Genomic DNA, 15,311 nt, shown 5'->3' with positions numbered 1-15,311 from the left:
CCCGGTGAGCACGTCGCACGTCATCACCGTGTCCGACCGGGTCAGTCGGGGCGAGCGCGAGGACCTGTCGGGCCCTGCCGCCGTCGAGCTGCTCGAGGCCTCGGGCCACGACGTGACGACGAGCGTCGTCCCCGACGGTGCCGCCGAGGTCGAGGCCGTGCTGCGTGCGTCGCTCGCCGCGGGTCACCGCATCGTCGTCACCACGGGTGGCACCGGCGTGACGCCCCGGGACCGCACCCCGGAGGGGACCGCCCCCGTGCTGGACCGTGAGGTGCCCGGGCTCGCCGAGCTGCTGCGTGCCGAGGGGGCGCGGCAGACCCCCTTCGCGGCGATCTCGCGGGGTCTCGTCGGGGTCGTCGACGCCACCCCCGACCAGCCCGGTGCCCTCGTCGTCAACCTCCCCGGCAGCGCGAAGGGGGTCCGCCAGGGCCTCGAGATCCTCCTCCCGCTCGTCGACCACGTCCTCGACCAGCTGACCGGCGGTGACCACTGATGACGGCCTCCGCCTGGGTGTCCGCCGAGCCCATCGACCTGCCGGCCCTGCTCGCCCGGGTCGACGCCCCGACGCACGGCGCGGTGACGAGCTTCGTCGGGCAGGTGCGCGACCACGACCCCGAGGCCAGTGGCCGGGTCGTCGCGCTGCGCTACACCTGCCACCCCGACGCACCCGCCCTCATCGAGCAGATCGTCGCGCGGACCGTCGCCGAGCACGACCCCGCGGGCGAGGCGGACGTGGCGGCGACGCATCGCGTGGGTGACCTCGACGTCGGTGACCTCGCCCTCGTCGTCGCCGTCGGCAGCGCCCACCGTGACCTGACCTTCACGCTCTGCCGTGCGGTCGTCGAGGCGATCAAGCACGAGCTGCCGGTGTGGAAGCAGCAGTTCGAGGCCGACGGCTCCCACGCCTGGTCCGGGTTGGGGTGCTGACGGTGCGCGAGCTGCTCGACACCCACGGCCGGGTCCACCGCGACCTGCGGGTCTCCCTGACCGACAAGTGCAATCTGCGCTGCACCTACTGCATGCCCGCCGAGGGGCTGCCCTGGCTGCCCAAGGACGAGCTGCTCACCACCCGAGAGCTGCTCACCCTCGTCGAGGCCGCCGTCCACGCCGGCATCACCGAGGTGCGCCTGACGGGTGGAGAGCCGCTCGTGCGCCCCGACGTCGTCGACATCGTCGCCGGGATCAGCGCGATGGAGGGTCCGGGCGGCCAGCCCGAGGTGTCGATGACGACCAACGGCCTGGGCCTGGCCAAGGTCGCCGGCGCGCTGGCCGATGCCGGCCTGGCGCGGGTCAACATCAGCCTCGACACGCTCCAGCCGGAGCGCTTTGCCGAGATCACCCGTCGCGACCGCTTCGACGACGTCGTCGAGGGGCTCGCCGCGGCGGACGCCGCCGGGCTGCGGCCGGTCAAGGTCAACTCCGTGCTGCAGCGGGGGATCAACGACGACGAGGCCGTCGACCTCACCCGGTGGGCGGTCGAGCGCGGCTACGAGCTGCGCTTCATCGAGCAGATGCCGCTCGACGGCGGGCACACCTGGCAGCGCACCGAGATGATCACCGGCCAGGAGATCCTGGCGTCCCTGCGCTCGGCCTTCGACCTGACGGAGGTCCCCGGCCGTGGCGCGGCGCCCGCCGAGCGCTTCCTCGTCGACGGCGGCCCGGCCACGGTGGGGGTCATCGCGTCGGTGACCATGCCCTTCTGCGGGTCGTGCGACCGGCTTCGCCTGACGGCCGACGGGCAGCTGCGCAGCTGCCTCTTCGCGCGGGGCGAGACCGATCTGCGCGGCCCGCTGCGTGCGGGCGCGAGCGAGCCCGAGATCCACGCGCTCGTCCACGAGTGCCTGCAGGGCAAGCGCCCCGGGCACGGCATCGACGAGCCCGGATTCCTCCAGCCGCCGCGACCGATGAGCGCCATCGGCGGCTGAGCCGTCATCAGCCCCCGGCCCGATCAGCCCCCGGCGAAGGGCGGCAGCACGTCGATCGTCGCGCCGTCCGTGACGGGGGTGTCGTCGTCGTCGACGTAGCGGCCCGCGTGCAGCACGGAGCACCGCTCGAGGACCTCGGCGAGGCGGTCGTCGTGCGCGCGGCGAGCCGCGGCCAGCACCTCGCCGATGGTCGCTCCGTCGAGCTGCTCCTCGTCGGTGCCGGCAGCCTCCGCCGCCCCGGCGAAGTAGCGGATCGTGGCCCGGCTCATCGGTGCTCCTGCGGCTCGTCGGTGGCCCCCGGCAGGGTCGCCTCGAGCGTGGTGCGCAGGGCGTCGATGTCGACGGGGCGGCCCTGCTCCTGCAGGCGGCCCACGGCGAGGCCGAGGACGTAGGCACCGACCGGCGCCATCGGGCGCTCGAAGCCGTGGGCGATCGTCTTCGTCATGTCGAGGATGCTGCGCACGTCGACCGCCTCGGGGTCGAGCCCCAGTGCGGCACAGGCCTGCTCGATCCAGTCGGCCCAGCGCTGCTGCGCCTGCTGGTCCTCGGTCTGCGGGCTCATCGCTCCACCTGCTGCCCGGGCTCCGACGCGGGCTCCTGCGGGTGCTCGAGCCGCTCGGCCCACCGGGCCAGCTCGGCCCAGGTGTCGATGTCGGCGACGTCGTCGCGGCTCGCCGGCAGGGTGACGAGCGTCGCCTCCGCGAAGAGCTCGCGCAGCGACCGGTCGCGCGGCGAGCCGAGTCGCTCGAGCCCCTGGCGCAACGCGCTCGTGCGGTGGATGCCGAGCAGCCACTGGGGACGGTCGTCGGCGTCGGCGAGGCACCAGCCGTCGTGCTCGTCGGTGGTGACCTCGTCGCTGCGGACCGCGAAGGACCACGCCGCGAGCAGCCGCCCGAGTGCCGGGAGGGGGTTGGCGAGGTCGCACGAGGCGAGCAGCGTCCACTCGGCCGTCGAGCCGGCGGCCTCGAGCGCGGACAGCCCGGCCGCGAGCCCGGCCACCGGCCCGCCCCGCGGCGGGTCCTCGACGGTGCGGTGCACCCCGTCGGGCACGTCGACGTCACCGACGACGGCGATATCCTGCGCATCGGCCACCGCGACGAGCACCCGGTCGAGCAGGCGCTGCCCGTCGAGCTCGAGGTCGGCCTTGCTCGCCCCGCCGAGACGGGAGCCGGTGCCGCCGGCGAGGATGACGGCGTCGAAGGGGGTGGGGTCGCTCATGAGTCCTCCCGGGTCCAGGTGCCGCTGCGGCCGCCGGTCTTCTCCAGCAGCCTGATGTCGGTGACGTGGGCGCTGCGATCGCGCCCCTTGACCATGTCGATGACGGCGAGGGCGGCGACGCTGACGCTCGTCAGGGCCTCCATCTCGACGCCGGTGCGGTCGGCGGTGCGCACGGTCGCGGTGATGTCGACGCCGGTGTCGGTGATCGTCAAGTCGACGACGGCGCCGTGCACGCCGATGACGTGCGCGAGAGGGAGCAGCTCGGGGGTCTTCTTCGCCGCCTGGATGCCGGCGATGCGCGCGACGGCGAGCACGTCCCCCTTCGGCACGGCGCCGTCCCGCAGCAGCGCGACGGTCTCGGGGGAGGTGACGACGCGACCGGCAGCGGTGGCAGCGCGCACGGTCGGCTGCTTGTCGGTCACGTCGACCATCCGGGCGCGGCCGGACTCGTCGAGGTGGGTCAGCGGGTGCTCCATCTACAGGCTCCTGATCTCGAGGAGGTCGCCGGGCGTGACGGTGTCGGTGTCCTCGGCGACGACGGCCAGCGCGTCGGCGCCGGCGAGCGAGGTCACCAGGTGTGATGCCGAGCCGCGTCGGTGGGTCGGGGTCGCGACGAGTCGACCGGTCTCGTCGCTCGTCAGGTGCACGGGCACGTGCTGACGGCGGCCGGCGGGGGAGCGCCAGCCGGACCCGGCGACTGCCGTGGTCGGGCCGGCCACCGGCGTGCGACCGAGCAGGTGGTCGACGAGCGGCCGGCCGAAGACCTCGAAGCTGATCGCCGTGCTCATGGGGTTGCCCGGCAGCGCCAGCACCGGCACGCCACGCCAGCGGGCCCATCCCTGCGGCTTGCCGGGCTGCATCCGCACGTGGCGGAAGGTGCCGCCGCCGTCGCGCTCGAGGACGATCCGCGAGACGTCGAAGTCGCCGACGCTCACCCCGCCGGTGAGCAGGACGAGGTCGGCCCCCTCGGTGAGCGCGTCGAGGCCGGCGACGAAGTCCTCGGCGTCGTCGGTGAGCACCTGCGTGGCGCGCACGTCGGCACCGAGCTCGGTGAGGGTGGCCGTCAGGTGGGTGCCGTTGGACTCGAAGATCTGCCCGCGCGCGAGCTCACCGCCGGGGGGGACCAGCTCGTCGCCGGTCGCGGCGACGGCGACGACCGGCCGTCGCCGCACGAGGACCGAGCCGGCGCCGGCGGCCGCGAGCGACCCGAGGACGCGGGCGGTGACGGTCGTGCCGGCGCTGGCGATCGTCTGACCGCCGCGCACGTCCTCGCCGGCGCCGCGCACGTGTGCCCCGCGCTCGCCGACCTCGTCGATGCGGACCGAGCTCGTGCCCGCGTCGGTCCGCTCGACCGGCACGACGGTGTCGGCGTCGGTGGGCAGCGGGGCGCCGGTCATGATCCGGACGCACTCGCCCGGGGCGATCGCCGGGTCGTCGGGCGACCCGGCGGGCACGTCGCCGACGACCCGCAGCGTGGCGGGCAGGCTCGTCAGGTCGGCGCGCCGCACGGCATAGCCGTCCATCGCGGAGTTGGCGAAGGCCGGGACGTCACCGCGCGCGGTCACCGGCTCGGCGAGCACGCGGCCGAGGGCCTCGGCCAGGGGCACCGTCTCGATCTCCGCGAAGGGGCCCGCCCCGGCGAGCAGGTCGGTGAGCAGCTCGTCGAGGTACTCCTCGACGGTGAGCAGCAGGCGCTGCGTCGTCATGTCGTCTCCTCGTGCGGCACGGGGTCGGGCCACGTGAGCATCCCACCATCGAGGACGAGCAGGCCCTCGTGCCCCCGCGCCCGCAGCGCAGCGGCGGCGAGCCGGGCGCGAGGACCGGCACGGCAGACGAGCACGACCTCGCGGTCGCTCGGGACGTCGCGGGTCGAGGCGGGGTCGGAGAGCAGGTCGGCCACCGGGATGTGCACGGCTCCGGCGACAGTGCCCTCGGCCAGCTCGTGGGCGTCGCGCACGTCGATGACGAAGGGGGCCTCGCCCCCGGCGAGGCGAGCGGCCAGCTCGGCGGGGGAGACGTGCTCGACGTCGGTGGGCGTCGACTCCTCGACGTCGGTGGCGGCGTCGGTGGGCGACGACGCAGGGGCGCGGCGCGGGCGGTCGTGCCGGGGCAGGAGCGGGATCTCCCGCTGGGTGGCGGTGAGCACGTCCACGAAGAGGAGCCGTCCCAGCAGGGGCTCGCCGCAGCCGGTGATGAGCTTGATCGCCTCCGTCGCCATCATCGAGCCGATCTGCCCGACGAGCGGGCCGAGCACACCGGCGTCGCCGCAGGCGGGCACGCTGCCGGGTGCGGGCGGCACGGGGAAGAGGTCGCGCAGCCCCGGCGCGGGGACGCCCTCGGGGGCCGCGGTCCAGAAGACGGTGACGTGGGCCTCGGTGCGCAAGACCGCGGCCCAGACGAGCGGCAGCCCGAGGGCGTCGCAGGCGTCAGCGACGGCATAGCGCGTGTCGAAGCTGTCGCTCCCGTCGAGGACGAGGTCGTGCCCGGCGAGGATCTCCCGGGCGTTCGTCGGGTCGAGCCTCCGGTCGACCGGGGTGACCGCCACGTCGGGGTTGAGCGCGCGCAGCCGCTCGACGGCGCTGTCGGTCTTGGCCCGCCCGATGTCGTCGGCGGAGTGCAGCACCTGCCGCTGCAGGTTGGACTCCTCGACGACGTCGTCGTCGATCAGGGTGATCGACCCGACGCCCGCGGCGGCGAGGTAGAGGAGCGAAGGGGAGCCCAGGCCCCCCGCGCCGACGACGGCGATGCGGGCGGCGAGGAGGCGACGTTGACCCCCTTCGCCGATGGCAGGCATGAGCAGGTGGCGCGAGTAGCGGGCCACCTGGTCGGCCGTGAGGGCCGGCCCGGGAGAGACGAGCGGGGGGAGCGTCATGCCGAGACCGTCACCCTGTCACGGGCCAGCGGTCTGGGCGCCGGGACGCTGCTTGATGCGGACCATCGCCTCCTGGGCGATCGTCGCGACGAGGACACCCGTCTCGGTGTAGACCTTGCCCACCATGAGCCCGCGGCCGGAGCGCGTGGAGGGCGACTCCTGCTCGTAGAGCAGCCACTCGCCGGGGTCGACGGGGCGGTGGAACCAGATCGTGTGGTCGATCGTCGCCGGGGTCAGGCCGGGCTGGGTCCAGGACAGCCCGTGGGCCCGCAGCATCACGTCGATCGGCGTGTAGTCGGAGGCGAAGGCCAGGACCGCACAGCGGGTCAGCTGGTCGTGCGGCAGCTGGGCGACGGTGCGGAACCACACCCGCTGGCGGCCCTCGTGGTCGGGCGCGGGGACCGCGAGGATGTCGCCGTCGACATAGCGGTGGTCGACGGGTCGCGTGGTGATGTACTTCGCCCGCGGGTGATCGACGCCGGCGTACTTGTCCGAGACCGACACCAGCTCGTCGGGCCCGGGGACGTCGGGCATCGGCAGGTGGTGGTCGAGACCGTCGGAGGGGTCCTGGAAGGACGCGGTCATCGACAGGATCGGACGGCCGTGCTGGAGCGCGTGGACCCGGCGGGTCGAGAAGGAGCGCCCGTCGCGCATCCGCTCGACGGCGAAGCGGATCGGCAGGCTCGAGTCGCCCGGACGCATGAAGTAGGCGTGCAGCGAGTGCGGCATGCGGTGCGGCAGCTCGTCGTTGACCGTGCGGCCGGCCGCGACGAGGGCCTGGGCGAGGACCTGCCCGCCGAAGACCCGTCCGTGCGGCATCGCGATGCTCTCACCCTCGTAGACGTCGGCCGAGCTGGCGCCGAGCTCGCCGACCCCCTCAGGGCCCTCGACGCGGATCGTCGCGTGGCCGACCTCCTCGAGGTCGAGCGTGGACAGGGCGGTGCTCAGGGCAACGCGCTGGGCGTGCTCGATCGACTCGTCGGCCATGCTGCTCCTCGCTCGGGGTGGACGTCGTGAGCCTACTCAGCCGTCCAGACCCAGGACGAAGGGGAGGACCTCGTCGACCCCGGCGCGGCGCAGTGCCCGGGCGGCGACGGTGAGGGTCCACCGGGAGTGGGCCACGTCGTCGACGAGCAGCACCGGCCCCGCGACGGACGACAGGGCCCCCGCGAGGTCCGGGCCGACGACCAGCCGCTCCCAGACATTGCTCAGGCGGTAGGCGGAGTTGCCCCCGGGCTCGCCGACGGGTCCGCCCTCGGCGAGGTCGAGAGCGCCGAGCACCGGCAGCCGCCCGATCTGGCCGAGCTGCTCGGCGAGCGAGGTGACGAGGGTCGGACGGGAGCGGGAGGGCACCGTGACGATGCCGACCGGGCGCGTCTGCCAGCCCCACTCGGCGAGCACCCGGACGCAGGCGCGCACGGCACCCTCAGGCACCGGCTGGTCGGTCGCGAGGAGCTCACGCACCCGGGGGCCCCAGCCCAGGTCGGTGACGCGGGCGAGGGCGCGGCCCTGGAGCATGGCCTCCGCGGGCGGGATCTTGCCCTTGACCGGGACGCCGAGCCGGTCCATGCCGGTCGGCCACTGGGCGCGGGGGTCGAGGTCGACACCGGCGCGGTCGAGCGTGGAGCGCGCCGAGCCGAGCGCGTCGTCGGCGACCTCGGCGTCGATCCACGCCCCCGCGCAGCGGTCGCAGCGGCCGCAGTCGTGGGCGGTCGGGTCGTCGAGGGTGCGCTGGAGGAAGGCCATGCGGCAGTCGGGGGTCGAGATGTAGTCGAGCATGTGCTGCTGCTCGGCCTCACGCGCCGCGGCGACCCGCTCGTAGCGCTCCGCGTCGTAGACCCACGGCTGCCCGGTGCCGATCCAGCCGCCGCTCACCCGCTGGACGGCGCCGTCGACGTCGAGCACCTTGAGCAGCAGCTCCAGCCGGGTGCGCCGGATGTCGACGATCGTCTCGAGGGCGGCCGTCGACAGGGGACGCCCGGCCTCGGCGAGCGCGGTGATGACGGCCGCGGCCTGGTCCTCGCGGGGCATGGACGCGGAGGCGAAGTGCTTCCAGATCGACACGTCGTCGTGCCCGGGCAGCAGGACCACGTCGGCCCGCTCCGTGGCGCGGCCCGCACGACCGACCTGCTGGTAGTAGGCGACGGGAGAGGAGGGCGCCCCGAGGTGGACGACGAAGCCGAGGTCCGGCTTGTCGAAGCCCATGCCCAGCGCGCTCGTCGCCACGAGGGCCTTGACCCGGTTGTGGCGCAGCGCTTCCTCCATCGCCGCCCGCTCCTCCGTGTCTGAGCGGCCGGTGTAGGCGGCGACCTCGTGGCCCGCGGACTGCAGCGCGGCTGCGACGTCCTCGGCCGCGCTCACTGTGAGGGTGTAGACGATGCCGCTGCCCTCGAGCTGCCCCAGATGGGTCGCGAGCCAGGCGAGGTGGTGGTCCATGCCGGCCCGGGGGAGCACGGCCAGCCGCAGGCTGTCGCGCGCGAGCGGGCCCCGGACGGTCAGCACCTCGCTCTCGGCGCCGGCGGCGAGCTGCTCGGCGACGTCGTGGACGACGCGCTCGTTGGCCGTGGCGGTCGTCGCGAGCACCGGCGTGCCCTGCGGCAGCTCGCCGAGCAGGTCCTTGATCCGGCGGTAGTCGGGCCGGAAGTCGTGGCCCCAGTCGCTCACGCAGTGCGCCTCGTCGACGACGAGCAGGCCGCACCGGCGGGTGAGGTCGGGCAGCTGCTCGGCCCGAAACCGTGGGTTGTTGAGCCGCTCCGGGCTCACGAGCAGGACGTCGACCTCGTCGCGGGCCAGCCGCCCGCGAACGTCGTCCCACTCCTGCGCGTTGGCGGAGTTCATCGACACCGCGCGCACGCCGGCCCGCTCGGCCGCGGCGATCTGGTCACGCATGAGCGCGAGCAGAGGCGAGACGATGAGCGCCGGCCCGGCGCCCCGCGCCCGCTGGAGCCGGGAGGCGACGAAGTAGACGGCCGACTTGCCCCACCCGGTGCGCTGCACGACGAGCACGCGGCGCCCCTCCCCGACGAGCGCCTCGATCGCCTCGAGCTGCCCGTCGCGGAAGTCGACGTCGTCACGGCCGACGAGGCGGCGCAGGACGGCGGTGGCGTCGGCGGCCAGGGTGCTGGCGGGTGAGGTGGTCATGGCCTCCACCGTAGGCGAGCGGTCCGACGACGCCCGAGCGTCGGGACGGCTGGGGACGAGCGCCCCTGCCGGTGCGAGGATGTGGACATGACGAGCGAGACCATCGAGCCGCGGGCCTTCACGGCCGAGATCTCCCTCCGCTGGGGCGACATGGACGCCTACGGCCACGTCAACAACGTGCAGTACCACCGGCTGCTCGAGGAGGCTCGCATCCGGGCCTTCGGCGAGTGGTTCCACTCCAGCGGCGGCGACAGCATGCTCCGCTCGGGCGTGCTCCTCGCCCGGCAGGAGATCGAGTTCCTCGAGCAGCTCGTCTACCGCCCGGAGCCGATCCTGGTCGACATGTGGGTGACCTCGCTCGGCGGTGCCAGCTGGGACATGGGCTACACGATCCGCGACGAGGAGGCCGTCTTCGCCCGCGCGGAGTCGACGCTCGTCGCGTTCGACGTCGCGGCGCAGAGCGCCCGTCGACTCACCGACGAGGAGCGCGACGCGCTGCGCGCGGGGCTCGGCGACCCGGTGCCGATGCGGCGCCGGCGATGACCCCCCTTCGCCTCGCCGACGAGCAGACCGCGGCCGACCTCGCGACCTATCTGACCCGGGCCAAGCGCCTCGACGACGAGGGCGACGTCCGGCTCCAGGCGGTCGGGTCCGTCCTCGCCGCCTGGACCTGCGTGCTGCCGGGCCGCGGGCTCGGCAGCAGCGGCCTCGTCCTCGGCCTGCGGACCTGCGCCCTGGCGGAGCCGGCCACGTGGGACACCTGCGTCCCCATCGCTGCCGTGACCGATCGCCTCGCCCGGGGCAGGACCCAGCTCGAGGCGCCGCCGGTCACCTCGCAGCCGACCTGGCGTGCGCTCACCCCGCCCCGCTCGGGCTGGGAGCCCGTCGGGCTCGTCGCCGACACCGACCTGCTGGCCGTCGCCCGGGAGGGGATCGCCGAGGTCGCCCAGGGGGCTCCGGAAGGCTCCGGTGCGTCAGCCGTCGGCGACCTGCGCTCGCGGGTGTGGGGCAGGTCGACCGCCACCGTCCCGCCGGTCCCGGCGGGCACCGCCTTCGGCCTGCACGCACTGGGCTTCCTGCGGCCGGAGGCCGGCGTGCAGGCTCAGGTGCACACGATCGGGCCGTGGACGCGGGTGGCGACCGACCGCGGCTTCGTGCTCACCCGCTGACGCATAGTGTGGGGCGCGTGGACGACCATCTCACTGAACTCGACCACCTCACCGACCTCGACGACGCCGCGCTGGCCGCAGCGCTGGCCCGTGACGCGGCGCGGCTCGCCGCGCGCATGCGCACCGAGGGGCTGCAGGCACAGCACAAGACGTCGATCTCCGATGTCGTCACGGCGGCCGACCACGCCGCCGAGGAGCTCGTCGCCGGCACGCTGGCCCGGCTGCGTCCCGACGACGGGATCGTCGGCGAGGAGGGGGCCGAGGCCGAGAGCCGCTCCGGTCGCACGTGGGTCATCGACCCCGTCGACGGGACCTACAACTTCCTCTCCGGCCTGGGCACCTGGTGCAGCGCGCTCGCGCTGCGCGACCACGCCGGGCTGGCTCTCGGGGCCGTGCACCAACCTGCCGTCGACGAGGCGTGGCTCGGTGGTCGCGACCTGCCGACGGCGCTCAACGGCTCACCCGTCGGCGAACTCGCCGACCTGCCCCTGGCCGAGGTCGCCATGGCGACCTATCTCCACCCCGCGCGCCTGCCCGACGCCACGCTGCGCGAGCCCTGGCTGGCCGCGATCGAGGGCGCGGCGACGGTCCGCATGTTCGGCTCCGGCTCGTGCGACCTCGCCGCGGTCGCCGCCGGCCGCATCGGCGTCTGGGCCCAGCAGGCGGTGCCCGAGTGGGACTGGCTGCCCGGCGCCGCGCTCGTCACGGCCGTCGGCGGCCGGGCCGAGCAGGTCCAGGTCCGTGGGCACGTGTGGAGCGTCGCCGGGCGTCCCACCGCCGTCGAGCAGGTCCTCGCCGCGCTGCAGTCCTGACCTGCCGCGACTACGGGCGAAGGGGGTGACCCCGCTCCGCGAGCACGTCCCGCAGGGTGTCGATCCGGTCGGTGACGATGCCGTCGACGCCGAGGTCGAGCAGGCGATGCATCTCGTCGGCGTCGTCGATCGTCCACACGTGCACCTGCTTGCCCAGCCGGTGCGCCACCTCGACCAGCCGGGGCACGACGACCGTCACCGACCTCGGCCCGACGGCGTGGGTGACAGGGATCTGCAGCGCCTGGGCGGGGGAGTGGACGAGCCGGGAGAACACCCTCGGGAGCAGCCGGAGCGAGGCGACGCCGACCGGGCCGGCAGACGTCGCGAGGTCGGGGCCGAGCGCGCGGCGCACCCGACGCAGCCGCGCGTCGCTGAAGGACCCGATGCACACCCGCTCGACGGCGTCGTGTCGTCGGATCGCCTCGACGAGCGGGACGACCGCGCCGTCGGCCTTGACGTCGATGTTGAAGCGCGCCTCGGGGAAGGTCTCGAAGAGCTCGTCCATCAGGGGCACGGCGTCGATCCCGTGGATCCGCGCCTGCGACACCTGCGCCCACGGCAGCCCGGCGATGGCTCCCTGCGCGTCCGTCACCCGGTCGAGGACCTCGTCGTGGAAGGCGACGAGCCGACCGTCGGCCGTCGCGTGCACGTCGGTCTCGAGGTAGCGGTAGCCCATGTCGACCGCCTGGTGGAAGGCGTGGACGGTGTTCTCACGACCGAGGTTGGGCTCGAAGGTCGACCCGCCCCGGTGGGCGAGGGCGATGGGGGTCTCGTCGCTGAAGTATGCGTAGTCGCGCGCGGGCCTCACCCGCTCACCGTACGCGCGCCCGTCAGTGGTTGGCGACGCAGAACTCGTTGCCGTCCGGGTCGGCCATCGTCACCCAGCGGAAGTCGCCCATCTGCCGCTGCGCGACGACCGTTGCGCCCACGCCGGTGAGCCGCTCGACCTCGGCATCGAGGTCGGGCGCACCGAGGTCGAGGTGCAGCCGGTTCTTGCCGGGTGTCGGGTCGTCGACCCGCTGGAAGGCGAGCAGCGGCCCGCCGGGCAGCTGCACGGTGACGAACCAGCCGTCGTTGGTCTCGAGGACCTCGCCGCCGGTCTGCTCCGCCCACCAGTCGGCCAGGGCGGTGGCGTCGGTCGTGTCGGTCGTGATCATGCCGAGCGTGAGGGTCATGCACCGACCGTAGCGACGGCCTCCGACAGCGATCGGGCCTCAGCGGAGGAAGCCGTCGATCCGTTCGACCGTCGCGCCGGTCGCCGCCTCGTCGTAGCCGGGCAGGTCGGGGTCGGCGAAGAGGTGCCCGCGACCGGGCGTCACGTGGTCCTCGAAGGGGGCCCCGCTCGCCTCGACCGCGGCGCCGAGCACGACGACGTCACCCGGGGCGATCCACGGGTCGTCCTCGTGCCGGTGGACCTGGACGGGTACGCCCGACCAGTCGTGGCGGGGCGCGGCGACCGAGTGCATGAGGATCGCCGCCCGGGCGCGGGGCCTGCGCGCGGCCAGCCGCTGGGCGAAGAAGGACCCGAGCGACATGCCGATCAGGGCCGTCTCCGGCGGCATCTGCGCCGCGAGCTCGCGGACCGCCTCGAAGTACTCGGGGTGGGCGTCGCGGTGCGCGATGCCGGGGACCTCCTGCTCGAAGACGTGCCCCTCGTAGTAGTCGGGCACGACGACCTCGTGCCCGAGCTCGCGCAACCGGTCGGCGAAGGTGTGCACCCCCGGCCGCAGCCCGAGCGCGGAGTGGAGCAGCAGGACGTGGGCCATCAGCCCAGGTCCGCCCACACCGCGGTGTCCGTCGGCACTCGGCCGTCGACGAGGTCACCGGATGCCACCAACAGCCTGGCACCCTCGGGCAGCGTCACCGGCTCGGTGCCGAGGTTGGCCACGACGAGGGTGCGCGTGCCGTCGGGTGAGGTCGCGACGTAGCCCACGACGTCATCGCCCAGGCCCTCGACCTCCTCGAGTCCGGCGAGCCCGAGCCGGCGCTCGCGCCGCAGCGCGAGCAGCGAGCGGTAGAGCTCGAGGGTCGACCCCTTGACGCCCGTCTGCGCGTCGACGGCGAGGCCGGAGTAGGCGGGCGGCTGCGGCAGCCACGCGGCGCCGGTGGGGGAGAAACCCAGGGCCGGTGCCCCCTGCTCCCAAGCCATCGGCACACGGCACCCGTCACGGCCCAGCTCGAGTCCTCCGGTGCGGGCGAAGGTCGGGTCCTGGCGCACCTCGTCGGGCAGGCTCGTGTGTTCCGGCAGCCCGAGCTCCTCGCCCTGGTAGACGTAGGCGCCACCGGGCAGCGCGAGCATGAGCGTCGTGGCGGCCCGCGCCCGGCGCAGCCCCACCTCGGCGTCCGGCTGCGGGTCGTCGGCGCCGATGCCGTTGGGCCGCGGCTGGCCGACGGGCAGGCCGAAGCGGCTGGCGTGGCGCAGCACGTCGTGGTTGCTGAGCACCCACGTCGACGGCGCGCCGACCGAGTCGTTGGCCTCGAGCGAGCGACGCACGACCGTGCGCAGGTCGGCCGCCCGCCAGGTCGTCTCGAGGAAGTCGAAGTTGAAGGCCTGGTGGAACTCGTCGGGACGCACGTAGCGGGCGGCCCGATCCGCCGGCGCGACCCATGCCTCGGCGCACATGATGCGGGCGGGCTCGCCGTAGGAGTCGAGCAGCTCGCGCCACGCGCGGTAGATCTCGTGGACGCCGTCCTGGTCCCAGTAGGGCGCCTCGTGGGTCACCTCCATGAGCCCGCCCGGGTGCTTGCCGAAGGGCGGGAAGGTCGGGTCCTTGACCAGCCCGTGGGCGACGTCGACGCGGAATCCGTCGACCCCCCGGTCGAGCCAGAAGCGCAGCGTCGTCTCGAAGTCCTGGCGCACCTGCGGGTTGGTCCAGTTGAGGTCCGGCTGGCTCGGGTCGAAGAGGTGGAGGTACCACTGTCCGGGCGTGCCATCGGGCTCGGTGACACGCGTCCAGGCGCCGCCCCCGAAGTTGGCCAGCCAGTCGGTCGGCGGCTGCGACCCGTCATCGCCGAGGCCGTCACGGAAGACGTAGCGCTCGCGCTCGGGGCTGCCCGGCCCGGAGCCCAGTGCCGCCTGGAACCACGGGTGGTCGGAGGAGGTGTGGTTGGGCACGAGGTCGACGACGACGCGCAGGCCGAGCTCGTGGGCCCGGGCGATCATGGCGTCGGCGTCGTCGAGGGTCCCGAAGAGCGGGTCGACGTCACGGTGGTCGGCGACGTCGTAACCGGCGTCGCGCTGCGGCGAGCGGTAGAAGGGCGAGAGCCATACGGCGTCGACGCCGAGGTCGCGCAGGTGCTCCAGCCGCGAGGTGATGCCCGGCAGGTCCCCGACGCCGTCGCCCGAGGCGTCGGCCCACGAGCGCGGGTACACCTGGTAGATGACGGCATCGCGCCACCACGGGGCGTCCGCCGGGTCGGCGACGTGCAGCCCGACGGTGCGGGCGAAGGGGGTCGGTCCGGTCGTCACAGGCGCTGCCCCTCGTCGTCGGCGTTGATCAGCATGTCCGCCGCCCGGCGGAAGTAGTCGCGCATCGCCGCGTCGTGCGACTCGGGCAGCTCGAGCGTGTCCATCGCGGCGAGCATGTGCCGCATCCACCGGTCGCGCATGTCGGGGGTCACGGCATAGGGCACGTGCCGCATCCGCAGGCGTGGGTGACCACGCTCCTGGCTGTACGTGCCCGGGCCGCCGAAGTACTGCTCGAGGAACATCCGCAGTCGCACCTCGGCGGGGCCGAGGTCCTCCTCGGGGTAGAGCGCGCGAAGCGGCGCGTCCTGCGCGACGCCCTCGTAGAAGGCACGCACGAGGCGCACGAAGGTCTCGTGCCCCCCGACCTGCTCGTAGAAGCTGTCTCCGGGCTGGGCGAACATGCCCGTCAGTGTGTCAGGCGTCGCCCTCGTCCTTGCGACGGGGACGCTTCCACGGCATCTCGACGAGCGGCCGGGTGTCGGCCTCGTCGCGGGCCGTGCTCTTCCTCGTGCCGGTGCGCCACGAGTTGAGGATGTGGATGAGGCCGAGCGTCTCCCCGGTCGAGGCGCCGGTGGCGCCGCCGACGACTGCACCCATCTGCAGGTTGCTGCACCCCCGGCAGGCCGGCTTGCCGATCGTCGAGCGGTGGACCGTGCCCTTGATGGTGCGCCCGCACGAGTAGCACGCGGTCATGACCTTCCCCCT

20 protein-coding genes are annotated in these 15,311 nt (G+C 74.2%); 6 read left to right on the top strand and 14 right to left on the bottom strand.

Annotated features, from left to right (window positions below; translation table 11 throughout):
- Positions 1 to 4: 4 nt before the first annotated feature.
- Genes ACQBJO_RS11265 through moaA form a run of 3 tightly spaced genes read left to right on the top strand, consistent with a single transcriptional unit; the run spans position 5 to position 1,925 of the window.
- Positions 5 to 493, top strand: coding sequence for a MogA/MoaB family molybdenum cofactor biosynthesis protein (locus ACQBJO_RS11265; protein ID WP_421007376.1), 489 nt, complete (start codon positions 5 to 7; stop codon positions 491 to 493).
- On the top strand, positions 493 to 927 hold the full coding sequence (locus tag ACQBJO_RS11260; protein WP_255183895.1) for a molybdenum cofactor biosynthesis protein MoaE: 435 nt from the start codon (positions 493 to 495) through the stop codon (positions 925 to 927). The genes ACQBJO_RS11265 and ACQBJO_RS11260 overlap by 1 nt, the downstream gene beginning before the upstream one ends.
- Positions 924 to 1,925, top strand: coding sequence for a GTP 3',8-cyclase MoaA (moaA, locus tag ACQBJO_RS11255; protein ID WP_421007629.1), 1,002 nt, complete (start codon positions 924 to 926; stop codon positions 1,923 to 1,925). The genes ACQBJO_RS11260 and moaA overlap by 4 nt, the downstream gene beginning before the upstream one ends.
- A gap of 23 nt (positions 1,926 to 1,948) precedes the next feature.
- Here moaA and ACQBJO_RS11250 read toward each other — a convergent pair whose 3' ends face one another.
- From ACQBJO_RS11250 to ACQBJO_RS11215, 8 genes are read right to left on the bottom strand one after another with little or no spacing between them, the layout of a single operon-like run.
- A complete protein-coding gene (locus ACQBJO_RS11250) occupies positions 1,949 to 2,194 on the bottom strand; it encodes a MoaD/ThiS family protein (protein WP_255183894.1) in 246 nt (81 codons plus the stop codon).
- Complete coding sequence (locus tag ACQBJO_RS11245) at positions 2,191 to 2,487, bottom strand: DUF6457 domain-containing protein (RefSeq protein WP_421007375.1); 297 nt, start codon at positions 2,485 to 2,487, stop codon at positions 2,191 to 2,193. Before ACQBJO_RS11245 ends, ACQBJO_RS11250 begins: the two co-directional genes overlap by 4 nt.
- Positions 2,484 to 3,143 (bottom strand): molybdenum cofactor guanylyltransferase, encoded by a 660-nt coding sequence (mobA, locus tag ACQBJO_RS11240; RefSeq protein ID WP_421007374.1) that lies wholly within the window; start codon positions 3,141 to 3,143, stop codon positions 2,484 to 2,486. The genes ACQBJO_RS11245 and mobA overlap by 4 nt, the downstream gene beginning before the upstream one ends.
- Entirely contained in the window at positions 3,140 to 3,619 is a 480-nt protein-coding gene (gene moaC / locus ACQBJO_RS11235; RefSeq protein ID WP_421007373.1) for a cyclic pyranopterin monophosphate synthase MoaC, read from the bottom strand. The genes mobA and moaC overlap by 4 nt, the downstream gene beginning before the upstream one ends.
- Positions 3,620 to 4,849: a molybdopterin molybdotransferase MoeA gene (locus tag ACQBJO_RS11230; protein ID WP_421007372.1), complete on the bottom strand. Its 1,230-nt coding sequence runs from the start codon at positions 4,847 to 4,849 to the stop codon at positions 3,620 to 3,622.
- Positions 4,846 to 6,015 carry a ThiF family adenylyltransferase gene (locus ACQBJO_RS11225; RefSeq protein WP_421007371.1) on the bottom strand — a complete coding sequence of 390 codons (1,170 nt, stop codon included), beginning with the start codon at positions 6,013 to 6,015 and terminating at the stop codon, positions 4,846 to 4,848. Before ACQBJO_RS11225 ends, ACQBJO_RS11230 begins: the two co-directional genes overlap by 4 nt.
- An 18-nt stretch (positions 6,016 to 6,033) precedes the next feature.
- Positions 6,034 to 7,002: an acyl-CoA thioesterase gene (locus tag ACQBJO_RS11220; RefSeq protein ID WP_255183889.1), complete on the bottom strand. Its 969-nt coding sequence runs from the start codon at positions 7,000 to 7,002 to the stop codon at positions 6,034 to 6,036.
- 36 nt (positions 7,003 to 7,038) lie between these two features.
- Positions 7,039 to 9,156 carry a RecQ family ATP-dependent DNA helicase gene (locus tag ACQBJO_RS11215; RefSeq protein ID WP_421007370.1) on the bottom strand — a complete coding sequence of 706 codons (2,118 nt, stop codon included), beginning with the start codon at positions 9,154 to 9,156 and terminating at the stop codon, positions 7,039 to 7,041.
- Positions 9,157 to 9,243: 87 nt separating this feature from the next.
- On the opposite strand from ACQBJO_RS11215, the gene ACQBJO_RS11210 reads away from it, so the two are divergent.
- The 3 genes from ACQBJO_RS11210 to ACQBJO_RS11200 are packed head-to-tail and all read left to right on the top strand — an operon-like array spanning position 9,244 to position 11,137.
- Positions 9,244 to 9,699, top strand: coding sequence for an acyl-CoA thioesterase (locus ACQBJO_RS11210; RefSeq protein ID WP_421007369.1), 456 nt, complete (start codon positions 9,244 to 9,246; stop codon positions 9,697 to 9,699).
- Positions 9,696 to 10,325, top strand: coding sequence for a hypothetical protein (locus ACQBJO_RS11205; RefSeq protein ID WP_421007368.1), 630 nt, complete (start codon positions 9,696 to 9,698; stop codon positions 10,323 to 10,325). The genes ACQBJO_RS11210 and ACQBJO_RS11205 overlap by 4 nt, the downstream gene beginning before the upstream one ends.
- A gap of 17 nt (positions 10,326 to 10,342) precedes the next feature.
- A complete protein-coding gene (locus ACQBJO_RS11200; RefSeq protein WP_421007367.1) occupies positions 10,343 to 11,137 on the top strand; it encodes an inositol monophosphatase family protein in 795 nt (264 codons plus the stop codon).
- A 10-nt stretch (positions 11,138 to 11,147) separates the two neighbouring features.
- Here the strand turns inward: ACQBJO_RS11200 and ACQBJO_RS11195 are convergent, their stop codons facing one another.
- From ACQBJO_RS11195 to ACQBJO_RS11170, 6 genes are read right to left on the bottom strand one after another with little or no spacing between them, the layout of a single operon-like run.
- Positions 11,148 to 11,945, bottom strand: a complete 798-nt coding sequence (locus ACQBJO_RS11195) for a glycerophosphodiester phosphodiesterase (protein WP_421007366.1) — start codon at positions 11,943 to 11,945, stop codon at positions 11,148 to 11,150.
- Between the two features lie 22 nt (positions 11,946 to 11,967).
- A complete protein-coding gene (locus ACQBJO_RS11190; protein WP_421007365.1) occupies positions 11,968 to 12,312 on the bottom strand; it encodes a VOC family protein in 345 nt (114 codons plus the stop codon).
- A gap of 39 nt (positions 12,313 to 12,351) precedes the next feature.
- Positions 12,352 to 12,903: a dienelactone hydrolase family protein gene (locus ACQBJO_RS11185; protein ID WP_421007364.1), complete on the bottom strand. Its 552-nt coding sequence runs from the start codon at positions 12,901 to 12,903 to the stop codon at positions 12,352 to 12,354.
- Positions 12,903 to 14,606 carry a glycoside hydrolase family 13 protein gene (locus ACQBJO_RS11180; protein WP_421007363.1) on the bottom strand — a complete coding sequence of 568 codons (1,704 nt, stop codon included), beginning with the start codon at positions 14,604 to 14,606 and terminating at the stop codon, positions 12,903 to 12,905. Before ACQBJO_RS11180 ends, ACQBJO_RS11185 begins: the two co-directional genes overlap by 1 nt.
- Complete coding sequence (locus ACQBJO_RS11175) at positions 14,603 to 15,007, bottom strand: globin (RefSeq protein ID WP_421007362.1); 405 nt, start codon at positions 15,005 to 15,007, stop codon at positions 14,603 to 14,605. Before ACQBJO_RS11175 ends, ACQBJO_RS11180 begins: the two co-directional genes overlap by 4 nt.
- A 13-nt stretch (positions 15,008 to 15,020) precedes the next feature.
- Positions 15,021 to 15,299, bottom strand: coding sequence for a hypothetical protein (locus ACQBJO_RS11170; RefSeq protein ID WP_421007361.1), 279 nt, complete (start codon positions 15,297 to 15,299; stop codon positions 15,021 to 15,023).
- Between the last annotated feature and the right edge of the window lie 12 nt (positions 15,300 to 15,311).

Source organism: Janibacter zhangyanbonis (assembly GCF_050507325.1).
Classification (GTDB): domain Bacteria; phylum Actinomycetota; class Actinomycetes; order Actinomycetales; family Dermatophilaceae; genus Janibacter.
This window is presented reverse-complemented; position numbering and strand designations above follow the sequence as displayed.